Annotated in this window: 12 protein-coding genes and 1 pseudogene; 8 read left to right on the top strand and 5 right to left on the bottom strand. The window is 52.8% G+C overall.

What is annotated here, in order from left to right:
* The 3 genes from ABYP39_RS13850 to ABYP39_RS13860 form a co-directional block, all read left to right on the top strand.
* Nucleotides 1-560, top strand: a 560-nt coding sequence (locus tag ABYP39_RS13850) for a formyltetrahydrofolate deformylase (protein ID WP_372783086.1), incomplete at its 5' end; no start/stop codon positions are given.
* A gap of 26 nt (nt 561-586) precedes the next feature.
* Nucleotides 587-862, top strand: coding sequence for a hypothetical protein (locus ABYP39_RS13855; protein ID WP_372749405.1), 276 nt, complete (start codon nt 587-589; stop codon nt 860-862).
* Nucleotides 859-1,197 carry a DUF3301 domain-containing protein gene (locus ABYP39_RS13860; RefSeq protein WP_372749404.1) on the top strand — a complete coding sequence of 113 codons (339 nt, stop codon included), beginning with the start codon at nt 859-861 and terminating at the stop codon, nt 1,195-1,197. The genes ABYP39_RS13855 and ABYP39_RS13860 overlap by 4 nt, the downstream gene beginning before the upstream one ends.
* Before the next feature lie 28 nt (nt 1,198-1,225).
* On the opposite strand, the gene ABYP39_RS13865 is transcribed toward ABYP39_RS13860, so the two are convergent.
* Nucleotides 1,226-2,368 (bottom strand): ISL3 family transposase, encoded by a 1,143-nt coding sequence (locus ABYP39_RS13865; protein ID WP_372749515.1) that lies wholly within the window; start codon nt 2,366-2,368, stop codon nt 1,226-1,228.
* 320 nt (nt 2,369-2,688) lie between these two features.
* Between ABYP39_RS13865 and ABYP39_RS13870 the strand changes: the two are divergent.
* Nucleotides 2,689-2,997, top strand: a pseudogene (locus ABYP39_RS13870) (YtoQ family protein); the annotation flags it as partial.
* 213 nt (nt 2,998-3,210) lie between these two features.
* A complete protein-coding gene (locus tag ABYP39_RS13875; RefSeq protein ID WP_372783088.1) occupies nt 3,211-4,002 on the top strand; it encodes a hypothetical protein in 792 nt (263 codons plus the stop codon).
* A gap of 78 nt (nt 4,003-4,080) precedes the next feature.
* Here ABYP39_RS13875 and ABYP39_RS13880 read toward each other — a convergent pair whose 3' ends face one another.
* Nucleotides 4,081-5,010 (bottom strand): alpha/beta fold hydrolase, encoded by a 930-nt coding sequence (locus tag ABYP39_RS13880; RefSeq protein ID WP_372783090.1) that lies wholly within the window; start codon nt 5,008-5,010, stop codon nt 4,081-4,083.
* A 521-nt stretch (nt 5,011-5,531) separates the two neighbouring features.
* On the opposite strand from ABYP39_RS13880, the gene ABYP39_RS13885 reads away from it, so the two are divergent.
* A complete protein-coding gene (locus ABYP39_RS13885) occupies nt 5,532-6,182 on the top strand; it encodes a hypothetical protein (RefSeq protein ID WP_372783092.1) in 651 nt (216 codons plus the stop codon).
* A gap of 265 nt (nt 6,183-6,447) precedes the next feature.
* Here the strand turns inward: ABYP39_RS13885 and ABYP39_RS13890 are convergent, their stop codons facing one another.
* On the bottom strand, nt 6,448-7,731 hold the full coding sequence (locus tag ABYP39_RS13890; protein ID WP_372783094.1) for an esterase/lipase family protein: 1,284 nt from the start codon (nt 7,729-7,731) through the stop codon (nt 6,448-6,450).
* A gap of 189 nt (nt 7,732-7,920) precedes the next feature.
* A complete protein-coding gene (locus ABYP39_RS13895) occupies nt 7,921-8,169 on the bottom strand; it encodes a DUF5062 family protein (protein ID WP_372750652.1) in 249 nt (82 codons plus the stop codon).
* A gap of 261 nt (nt 8,170-8,430) precedes the next feature.
* Between ABYP39_RS13895 and ABYP39_RS13900 the strand changes: the two genes are divergently transcribed.
* Both ABYP39_RS13900 and ABYP39_RS13905 read left to right on the top strand, forming a co-directional pair.
* Complete coding sequence (locus tag ABYP39_RS13900) at nt 8,431-8,862, top strand: nuclear transport factor 2 family protein (RefSeq protein WP_372783096.1); 432 nt, start codon at nt 8,431-8,433, stop codon at nt 8,860-8,862.
* 164 nt (nt 8,863-9,026) lie between these two features.
* Nucleotides 9,027-9,476: a hypothetical protein gene (locus tag ABYP39_RS13905; protein WP_372750654.1), complete on the top strand. Its 450-nt coding sequence runs from the start codon at nt 9,027-9,029 to the stop codon at nt 9,474-9,476.
* A gap of 159 nt (nt 9,477-9,635) precedes the next feature.
* Here ABYP39_RS13905 and ABYP39_RS13910 read toward each other — a convergent pair whose 3' ends face one another.
* The gene (locus tag ABYP39_RS13910) at nt 9,636-10,532 is read right to left on the bottom strand and encodes a hypothetical protein (RefSeq protein WP_372783098.1); all 897 of its coding nucleotides are present in this window, start codon (nt 10,530-10,532) and stop codon (nt 9,636-9,638) included.
* Between the last annotated feature and the right edge of the window lie 655 nt (nt 10,533-11,187).

The following is an 11,187-nucleotide window of genomic DNA, read 5'->3' on the forward strand; positions in this document are numbered from 1 at the left end:
ACTGTCTGAATGTGTTGCTTACCAAGTGGCGCTCCGGCGCACTGCCTGCAGATATCGTAGGTGTGTTCTCCAACCACGTAGATTGCCGAGGCTTGGTAGAGTGGTACGGCATTCCTTTCCATCACCTGCCAGTGGCCAAAGAAACCAAGCCGGCACAAGAGGCAAAAATTCTCGCGCTGATGGAAAGCGAGCGTGCGGAGCTGCTGGTGCTGGCGCGTTATATGCAGATTCTTTCTGATGATCTGTGCGCCAGGTTGGAAGGCCGCGCCATTAATATTCACCACTCGTTTTTGCCGAGCTTTAAAGGTGCCAGGCCTTATCATCAGGCGCATCAGCGTGGGGTGAAAGTGGTTGGCGCCACGGCTCATTATGTAACTGCGGTACTCGACGAAGGGCCCATTATCGTGCAGGAAGTGAAGCCGGTGAATCATACCTTTACCATTGAACAGCTGGTGCACCTTGGTCACGATATCGAGGCAACGGCGCTTTCTCACGCGGTTCGTCTGCATTGTGAAGAGCGTGTGGTACTCAACGGCGAAAAAACCGTTATTCTTCAGTAAGGGAATGGATCGCACAGGCAGCCACCGTGAAAAAGCACCTGATGTTGTACGCGCAATTAGCCTTGGCTTGGCTGGCACTGGCTCTGGGTGTGGTATTTCTGTTTTCCCCAGTACCGTTGGGCGTTGCCTTTATTGCGCTGGGTCTTTCCCTGCTGGTTTATGCGAGTGAATCTCTAGAACGTAAGGTGCGGGCTTTTCGTGGGCGTCATGCGGGGCTCAACGGGCATTTGGTCCGCTTTGAGGCCAGGCTCAATAACCGCGTAAAGTTTCTGGGTGATGCTATGCAAAGAACCCGTCCATGATTGAACTGTCGGATATTGCGCTACTGCTTATTGTCGGGTTGGCCGGCAGCTATTTCTGGCAGGCCCACGGTATTCGTGAGATCGCCCTGCGTGCAACACGCCTGTATTGTCAGCGCGAAAGCCTGCAATTACTGGATGACAGCATTGCCTTGAGGGCGCTGTGGTTAAAGCGCGACAGGCGTGGCCGCTGGCGATTCTGGCGGGGTTACCAGTTTGAGTTCACGGTAACTGGCGACGAACGCTATGTGGGAAGAACTGTCACTCTGGGCAAGCTGGTGGAATCGGTGCAGGTGCCCCCTCATCGCATGCCGGATGATGAGCACACGCTTCACTAAAAGTGCGTGTTGGCCCCAAAAAAAAGGTTCATCGCATATTAGGGTGGAATGCTGCTCTGATCTTGAGAAAGAAGTAGCTGTTGTCTCGATACCCATAGGCCATCCGTTTTATCACCTTGATGCGATTGTTCATCCCCTCTAGCTTGCTGGTACTGAGGGGATGATCAGCCGAAGCCAATATCCCAGAGAGGTAAGGTTTCAGTTTCTTGGCGAAGTCCTGCAGCGGTTTGATTCCGCTCTCAGCAACCTGTTGCCACCAGAGCTTCCACTGTCGCAGGGCTGCCAATCGAGAGCGGCAGTACCACATCTCCTTCAGCTGCTCTTTCAGCAGATAAACGGTCATCAGTGGCTTATTCGCCGCCAGCAACTGATCCAGATAATCCTGCTGATCATCTGTCATGTTGCAACGATTCTTCAGCAGTACCCAGCGACCGCGTTTGACCCACTTCCTGGCTGCCGGATCGCCACGCAGAACATTGGCCTGATCCACTCTGACGCGATCAATCACTTCTCGTCCGTATTTTGCTATCACGTGGAAGAGGTCGTAGACCACTTTTGCCTGCGGGCAGTGCAGCTGCACTTCCAAATCGAAGGCCGTATTCATATCCATTGCCACCGCTTCAACCCGGCGACAGAATCGTCCCATTTGCTCGAAGAATGGGCGGATTGATTCTCGGCTGCGCCCCTCACCCACCCAGAGGACTTCCTGAGTATCAGCATCGGCAACAACCGTGGCGTACCTGTGGCCTTTGAACAGTGCAAATTCATCCATCATCAATCGCCTCACCGACGACCAGTCAGGATCACCAAGTTCTCGTTCAAGTCGCTGTTTATCCAGCGTTTTGACGGTGTGCCAGCTTAAATCCAGCAGCTCGGCGACATGCTTGATCGGAAGCAATCTGCAGAGGCCTTCGGCATGCGCTTGAAGCCGACGAGTAAGACGTTTGCAGGGTGAAAGCCAGCTGATACGTTGAACCCGAACACCGCAGGTGTCACAGCGCACACGACCCACGTCGATGTGAAGCATGACTCGACAATCGAAGAAATCGCGGTCTCGGATGCGCCGATGGCGGTGGTCGTGTAAGTGGGGGCAAGGTCGACCGCATACCGAGCAGCGTGGGGTTATGCTGGAGTCGCGGGACAGGTGCAAGTGGAGCCAACCGTCCTCTATCTTATGGACATCAGCTTCAAAGCCTTCAAATAAATACCGGGATAGCGCAGAATCATTAAACACAGGCGGGTCGTCGGTTGTTGGTGGTTTTGGTCGATTGCTATCAACCGATAACCCGCTTGTTTTTTCAACCTACCCACCTGAATTTACGAAGAACCTTTTTTATGGACTTCAAATCCGCAATGGAAAAACTTGTTGTCTGCCAGAAATGAATGAACCAACAAAGACTAGAGCAGATCGGACTATGTACATGCTTTAATTAGTCCAGACACAAAGCAACCAGCACTCCAGTGACACTAAAAATTTAACTCTCCGGCAAAATCCACACCGACTGGCGCAATCAAATCATTGAAAGCTGCCGCGAGCAGAAACTGGATATCGCCTTTACCTCCGCCAACACCGACCACGAATCCAGCGACGCCGCAGGCGATGGTCTCGGCCCCGAGCAAAAAGACTTCTGGCGCGACCACAAATCCGCCAAGGTCAACGCCATCCTCACCAAGACCTTGATCGAGCAAAGCGACGTGGCGATTATCCGCTTCGGTGACAAATACAAACAATGGAATGCCGCCTTCGACGCAGGCTACTGCGCCGCCCTCGGCAAGCCCTGTATCACGCTCCAAGGGGATTGCCCCAGCCCCACCATCGAGCGATACAAGGCCTTGAATTAAACTCGGCAGAGCCTTTAATTTAGTCCGAGTTGCTTTACGGAAAATGCAGTAAACTGCGCTGAGAGCAGCCCCAAAAGCTCGGCCGGGCCTCTTGTAAAAATAGGATCTGCGCCTTTTTCGGGGACTTCCCTACCCTGACGATCAACAACAGTTTCACTCGGAGTCCATTGAATGCGCACACTGTGCATTGTGTCCCTGATAGTTACCCTTTACCTCGGTGGCTGCTCGCTCGTTGGGCAGAATGCTCTGGACCCTATCGACTGGACCGACAAAGAGGTGGAACGCCATGCCGCCTCCGGCCGGGGATTCATGGCACAGTTACGAAAGGACCCTCTCATAGTGGGCCCCTACACTGCCGCTTTCGAGGCCCGGAGCCCGTGGAACAACCTGCCCGTGCAAACAAGCACTGACGTACAGGTTGGGCTAGGCGCCGAGGGCGGACGCCAGGCCAGCGCCGGAACCACCAGCCTGCGCAATGAGTCTGAAATGAAAATCCGCCTGTACGGTCCCGTTGGCGAACTCGCATCTATTCAATGTCGACAAGTCCTCAACGTAGAAAACTGGGAAGCGCGGGTTACCAACAAGCGCGGCGAGAACGACATGAGCGTAACGGAAAACATTGCTTATGATGCTTCACTCAACTGCCGTTCGCGCAAGCTTGGCCCAGCTTGGCCGCAATGGCAGCTGGATATGCACGCCACGGGCAAAAAACCGCTGCACGGTATTCTTAGAATCGACGGTCACGATTTTGAGGTCTCTGGAAGCCAGGCATCAACGGTGGGCGTATTGCCCGACACCGTCAGCTATGAGGTGCGCCAGAACAGCCAAGTGCTTGCCCTCATAGATCGCAGCAGTGAGGGGCAACTGAGTATCGCCGTCCCTATCAGCGAAAATCTGCACACGTCTCTGTTTGGCGCGGCAGCCGTGCTGCTGCTTGCCCACGACCCCTTGAGCCCGCAATAGAAAGTTAAAGGGGCAAAGTGCTGCCCTTTTTATAATCCAAAACGCTAGGCAATTCCCGATATCGCAATCGTGTTGATCTCAAATTTCGCCTTGCTGATATCGCAACCAAGCAATGAGATCGGCAATCACTTCGCTCTGATTGAGTTCATGAAGTACGTCATGCCGTGCCTGTGGGTAGAGCTTTACCGTCACATTGCTTAAGTGAGCCCTGAGCCACGCAGCCAACTTTTCAACCCCTTTGCCCTTATGCCCCACAGGGTCCTGATCTCCGGCAAAGAGATAGACAGGGATATCAGGGCGGAACTGCTGTAAGGATTGCTGGCTGTACAAGGTATTCAGAAAACGAAACATGTCGCGCCAAAAAGCATTGGAGACCTGCATGCCACAGCGCGGGTCGTTCACGTAAGCATCCACAAAAGCGGTTTCTCTACTCACCCAGTCAAAGGCTGTGCGCGGGTTCTTTACAGTGCGATTAAAGCCACCAAAGGTTAGGGCATGTATCACGGGGCTTTGCCCATTGGCGCCTTGTCTTGCACATTCAAATGCCGCAATCCAGCGCGCCGCCAAGGTCAGCCAACGCGGTTCAAATGAACTGCCTTCCAACAACAGAAAGTCTGCACGCTCAGGGTACTCCTGAGCAAAACGCTGTGTAATAAACGAGCCCATGCTATGCCCGAGAATGGCTAAGGGCGTTTCGGGACTGGCTTCCCTCATCAGCGTATTAAGGGAGAGCATGTCCTTGAGGATATAGTCCCAGTTCTGGGAGTCACTTACTACGCCGAGCCCGTCAATCGGCACATTTTGTCCATGACAACAGTGGTCATGGGCGTAGACACTGAAACCCGCCGCATTAAGAAGCTGCGCAACATCGCCGTAGCAGCCAGAGTGCTCCGACATCCCATGCACGATATGAACAAGCAACTTGGGCGACGGCACCAGCCATTGCCGATAGGCCACACGTCGGCCTGCGCCTGAATACCATTGAATATCGGGGGAACTGTCTGTCATAGCGGGCTTTATCATTATCTGCGCGAAAAAATGAGTATATGCGTCTTGCACCCTAGATGCGAAGCGCGCAAACCCAATCTATTCAGGCCGATGTCAGAACCTTCAGCTAAATAATTTGTTCAATGAAGGAAAAACCCTACCCAATTCATCCCTTCAAAAAAATTGAGGCTACAACAGTTCCGTGACATTCAAAGTGTACCTTTCCGGAGGATCGATACCGACTGGCGCGATCGATCCATTCAAAGCTGACGCGACCGTAAATCCACCAAGGTCTAAGCCGACCAGAGTACTGACTGCAACCTCCCAGCGCGAATATGGCACGCTTTCTAAATTTCCGGCGGCGCATCGAACGAAATAAAGGGTCGCATGATCGCTCAGAAACGATATCATTATTGGGCTTTACTAAGCAGCAATAGGCTTAGATCTTGAGTGCCGGTCATGATCAGGACAGTATCTAACCGAGCGCTTGTGTAGAACGTGACACGCATGCGTCACAACAGAACTAGAAAAGGACGTCGAATATGTTGAGTTTGTTTCATCCTCGTATCATTGCCCGTGTAGTAACCTTAGTACTCGCACTACTGCCTTGCCTAAGCTATGCCGCCTCACCTCAGGACCGGGTTGGTGTGCTTGTGGAATTGAATTGGCAGCTTGGGGATATTCGTCCCGACCAGAACCGATGGCAGGCAAACTTTGCACTGGGGCAGACCGGCGACATCGTACGCGCTGTGCATGAGACAGCTTCCTTAACCGCTAGCAAATATGACCCGTTCGAATTTGAGTACGTTGCCGGCTACTATCAAGAGCATTCACTACGACCTTTGCAGTGGTCGACTGATTCATTGGGGAATTCGCTTGGCAGACTTTACGGTGTTTCAGTCGTGTCCAAGATTTCACCGGTTTTCAATGCTTCTGAAACCAGCACTGGGTCAAGCGCCACTCTCGCCTCGAATCCTTGGGTATGGATAGGAGCCGTAGTTGTTGGGGTCGCCGCTACCGCTGGTGGTGGCGGTGGCGGTGGCGGTGGCGGTGGCAGCTCCAACAGCAGCGGCACCAATAACAACGGCACATTGGTTGGGGGCGACGAATGCGACGTTGTAAGTGGCTCCGCTACGGCCCCACAGGTGGTCTCCGGTTGCCAGGTAGCGGGAAATGAGGTTAACGCACCGTGACTGCTCCCCACCCTACGCTTCGCTAGGGTGAGGCTTCCCACTTCTTGGGTAGAAACGACGAGACCCGCCGCTTTTAACTTCAAAATACCTTGCGGCTTTATCCATCTTAACCGTGCTTGGCAAACTATTGTCTGCCCGGTTATTGCCGCCACTCTGAATCTTCCATTCGGTATTGCACAGAGGCTGTCCGTTGGACTATTGATTCCAGCATTGCGCATCCTAAACGCAGTTCGGGCATCGCTGGCAGCGCCGCTTTTGCTTGCCGTTAGCCGACAAGCCAGCGCTGCAACTGTAAGGTAACTCGTGGATCCCCTAGCATCGCCAAGTGTCCCACATCGTAAAGAATATGCGTATTGGCTTGGGCAAAGTTCAGCTGTTTTTCTGCCTGACGATGTTTTCCCAAACCACTACAGGGATGAACGAGACCGTCGCTGCGCAATTTTTCCATGCTGGCGACTGGCTGTTTCGACAAGGTAGCGGCGATGGCGTAATGCTCAATGGCGTCGGGCAACGGTACCAACTGCCGGTAATCTGCATTGTCTTCGTGCTCGTCGTGGTTTTGCCAGTCGGCATCGAGAATATTACCGTGGCGCAAATCGGTGATGCCATCACTGCGAATTCTGCCCAAAGCCGAAAGCGGCTCGGTGTAGGGGCTGAAGGTGGCGGAGCGTTGCAGCCAATAGCCACCGCGCTCCAGTGACGAGCCGTGGTGAGGGGTGCCGACATAGACCACCTTGTCGACCTTTTTCAGCCAGGGGAGCTTTTCGTCGCTGGCCACGTGCAAAGCACTGCGGGTGATTAGCCCGCCCATACTGAAACCGATGACCGTAATAGACTCGACCGGCACCGGCCAAGAGGTAACAAGACCACTGATCTGGCGGGCAAACGCTTTGCCGTTGTCCGATATATGACGCCCGCTGTTGTAGCGCAGGAAGACCGGGGTGTAGCCACCGCTATCTGCAATGTCCAGACCGTGATTGCGTTGATGGGCCGTCCACTCCAGATCATTCATGCACAGGCCGTGGGCTAGGATCAGCAAACGACTGGATGCCTTAAAGCGCGGGTCACCTTGGACCGCGTTGTGAGGGTAGATTTCAACCGATTGGCGCCGACTGTCGAACAGGTTATTGATCATCGAAGGTGTAGGTTCAGGCTCACTGGCCTCACTATCACCGATCGGATCCAACAACAGGCGCAAGCTCATGGGAATGGCAAGTGGATTCTTGGTGCGGACCAGATGATCGCCACAGACACCGTTGAGTGCGGCCACCACCGCCGCACGGTGTGGGCCCGGCGGATAGTAGCGGTCGAGGTACTGTGTCAGCGGCGCCAGCGCCAGCTCACTGGCGCCGCGAACCCCGCCATTGACACCTCGCACGACCGCGTGAACCAGCCCCGCCATACCCGGCGCCGATCCCTCAGGTGCGCGACCAAAAGGTAGCGGCGTAGCGGCTATATTGCGGTACATACCTTCGACAATATTGGTAACGCCATCGACACTGTCAAAAATGAGGCGCGCGCTGCCGTGCAGTATTTTTCCGGTTTCCATAGGTTTCTCTCAATATGGCAAGGACCTGCCCGCGCTGCTTGCTACAGGAAACAAGGAGCTGAAGAGATCATCCACCGGTTAATATAAGCGCTCCGCAATGGCCTGGGCACTCCAGCGATTGACCCAGGTTATAAGTAGAACGGCCACAGGATGGGAGCCTCAAGGTCGACGAGGCTCCGAATTCGTAGATCAACTCTTTTTCTTTTCAAGCGATGCAGCCCACAAGGCCAACCGATGTCGTATAGTCTTCTGAGAAACCTGGAGCTCAGGCATCGGCTGGATAAGCTTGTCCCGAACCAGCAACCGGTAGATGTATTCCAGCTTCTCATTGGTTGAGTCGGTAGGCTCGAATAACGCCGCTCCGCGTTTTTCGGCGTAACTGGTGCCAATGTCTATCGCTTTACGTACAAGCTCTTTTTCGTTTTCCAGTTTCTTCATATTTATCCCCAGGGAAGACTACGTAAACTACTCGTGGTCGATGCAAATATCCACCCTGGCTCGCTAATCATTACAACCGGGCTTCCAGACCACCCTACGGATCTGGCTCAATGTTTCTGAGTGATTGATACTCACCCAATAGGAGGATCTTTCATAATACCGCTTAGCAGTATGGTATGAGTTCCAGTAGAACAATGACTGTGGACCCATCAATCTGTGGCCCTATCGAACCGGCCCGACTTATTTTAGCGAGACTAGCCTGTGCACAACGATTCTGAGGATTATCGCGCCATCATGAACACCCTCGCCGCCTTTCCCCGAGTGGTAGATGGTAAACACTGGGACAGAGTCGGCGAAGTTTTTGCCACCGACATTCACTTTGATTACGGCGACGGCGGCGAAAAACAGGGAATCGAGGCGCTGCTGACGCAGTTTAAAGAATTTCACAACCGCTGTAGCGCTATGCAGCACCTGCTAGGCAGCATACAAGTAGAGATCGATGGCGATAACGCCCTTACCCGCGCGTATGTACAAGCACGACATCAGGGTATTGGTGACAAGGCCAACGCCATTTTCGACACACACGGCGAATATGTCGACCAATGGCAGCGCCGACCGGAAGGCTGGCGCATTGTGCGGCGCGATGCCACCTGGTCTGTGTTTGCCGGCGACGCATCTGTTTTATTTGACTGATCAAGGACCGGTGGAAAAGAATTGGTTAACCTATCACAACGCGAAACGCCAGCTTTCTCTAGCCATCAAAGTCATAGAGAATAACTTAGGGGCAGTTGATCAGCCCCCGGCCACAAATAACAGTTTTGTCGAATTATGAATTCATCAACTTAGGAATAATCGCGATGAAAAACATTAGCTCCATTTTGCTTTTAGTACTGGCAATCAGCGGCTGCGCCAATGCCCCGGGGAATTATAGCTCGCCTAGCACTGCACTGAACGACCAAGTTAAGATCACAACGTTTTCAAATTCTAATATCTTCTTTAGCTCCGAATTCAGTTCACATATACGGGGCATCTACAAGTCCGATGGAACAGTTATTTACGAGACTAGTTTCTGGGGCCCAAACCCCGACGACTTTATAATTGATCCGGGCGAATATAAATTCAAAATAGGGTGTGTTCATGGCCCACTTCAGGCCTTTCCATCATTCACAGCTACTGTTAGCGCAGGCAAGAAATATCAGGCTTACTGTGAGATTGAAAAGGTAAAAGGAATATTAGGACTGCCAACATCGGTCGCTATTGGCAAACTTCTGATAATGACTCCCGATAGCGAGAGAGGCGGAAACTGAATTAAAACGGCAAATCAAAAAACGGCAGAGCCCCAAGCCTAGGAATTCAAAAGGCTCCGAGTCATTGATCTTTCACACAGTACATTGTCTGCCAGGGCTGGCTTTCGGGTACATTGAGCCAAATATCAATGACTCTGCCCCCGCTGATCTGGTTCATACTCACGGACAAATAGCATCTTCCGTTCGAAACCATCGCTCGCCGTTGAGCAGCGTCTTTTTGTCGCGGTAGTTCAGGTTGTAGCGTGACTGATTGCCATCGTGAAAATTGAGCACCAGCACCGCCTGCTCTCCGGTGCCTCCTACAACGCTCCACTGGCCACTGCCGCTGCCACTGTTGGCAGAACTGCCAAACGCGCCGCCGGTATCCACGCTCATGCTGGAATGGTTGCTGTGTTTGAAATGCCCTTCCGCACACAGGTCTATTTCCACTTTCGTGCTATAACCGCCGCCCGATGAATAGCCGCCGTAGCTGGAGCCACTGCTATAGTAAGAATCCATATAGGTCAGCCGGTGGTTCACCAAGGCCTGCCTCCATTCGTCCACTACCGGAAGTTTTTCCGCTTTATAAAATTGCGTGCTGTTTGCCACCGCCAATGCTAGCTTGCGGTAAGTGGCACTGTATTTCGCCGGGTCGGTAGCAGCCATAATGGTCACGCCGCTGCCATGCGGATTCACCAGCCCTACGATGTAAGAAGTAACCTTCTGCCCATTCAAAGTACCGGAATAGACACCCCCAACACCCCGACTACCCACGCCTTCAAGGTCACCGGCCGGCATAAGAAAAACGCCCTCTTCACGAATACCCTGCCGGGCATTAGTGCGCATAGCCTCCATGGAAGTGATATCGTGGAGAATCAGCATGATCAGCCCCGGTTCGCTGTGGGAACCCATCAGATAGCCTCCCGCCATCTCCTGCCCGACCCAGCCGTCGGGAACTGAAAAACTGATACCTAGATGCTTGAAGTCTACCTTGCCGGTAGTTTGTGCCTGAACGGCACCGGCGACCAGAAGAAAGAAAAATGCCGCGCGGAAGAATGCGCTAGTGACCGGTTTCATAAACGCAGCCTCGTTCTTTTTTATTACTGTAGTCTCACGGTGCGCATACTGGCAAGCCATACCAGAATCGACAATGGCAGTTATCCTGCCACGCGCTGTTTAAAATCACTAGAATCAAAGGGGGTAGAGTCATTGCCCCCCTTACGAAACATACTCGCCTTACGCCGTAAGCCGCAATATCACTCATACTCCCTACCCTTTAAAGCGGGAAGAGCATGCCAAAAAGGCCGTCTATAGCTTTTCCCTTAAAATCATAAGGTTAGATGTTTTAGCTAATCCAGGAATTAGCTCACTGCCGTCGGTCTTGCAGCCAGAGGCTGGCTACCCCCAAATGCCGTGTGAATTATTCCAGACACTAATTTGTCGAGACAGGCATTGCGACCTAGGTTGCACTCGATACATTTTAAGGCTGTACACTAACAAGCGCCTCGTGCTGCACTCAATTCAGATTAGACGTCACACGACGTGTTGCTATCAGCCTGCAAGGGGTAGTATCACCCTGTATTCGTAAATTGAACGGCAAAAAAATGCATCCACTCATTAAAGATATTGAACGTAAAGGGCTTTCGCGCCGGCGTTTTCTGCGTAATTTATTCCTTACTGCGGGTAGTGTTTCCAGCGCAAAATATCTTACAGCTTGCGGCGGCTCATCCAG

This window comes from Litorivivens sp. (assembly GCF_041625495.1).
In the GTDB taxonomy this organism is placed as follows: Bacteria; Pseudomonadota; Gammaproteobacteria; order Pseudomonadales; family Spongiibacteraceae; genus Litorivivens.

Excerpts from the sequence above, each read along its gene's own strand:
- ABYP39_RS13905 (WP_372750654.1), top strand. The coding sequence starts at position 9,027 with ATGAAAAACATTAGCTCCATTTTGCTTTTAGTACTGGCAATCAGCGGC.
- ABYP39_RS13885 (WP_372783092.1), top strand. The coding sequence starts at position 5,532 with ATGTTGAGTTTGTTTCATCCTCGTATCATTGCCCGTGTAGTAACCTTA.
- ABYP39_RS13890 (WP_372783094.1), bottom strand. The coding sequence starts at position 7,731 with ATGGAAACCGGAAAAATACTGCACGGCAGCGCGCGCCTCATTTTTGAC.
- ABYP39_RS13895 (WP_372750652.1), bottom strand. The coding sequence starts at position 8,169 with ATGAAGAAACTGGAAAACGAAAAAGAGCTTGTACGTAAAGCGATAGAC.
- ABYP39_RS13875 (WP_372783088.1), top strand. The coding sequence starts at position 3,211 with ATGCGCACACTGTGCATTGTGTCCCTGATAGTTACCCTTTACCTCGGT.
- ABYP39_RS13910 (WP_372783098.1), bottom strand. The coding sequence starts at position 10,532 with ATGAAACCGGTCACTAGCGCATTCTTCCGCGCGGCATTTTTCTTTCTT.
- ABYP39_RS13880 (WP_372783090.1), bottom strand. The coding sequence starts at position 5,010 with ATGACAGACAGTTCCCCCGATATTCAATGGTATTCAGGCGCAGGCCGA.
- ABYP39_RS13860 (WP_372749404.1), top strand. The coding sequence starts at position 859 with ATGATTGAACTGTCGGATATTGCGCTACTGCTTATTGTCGGGTTGGCC.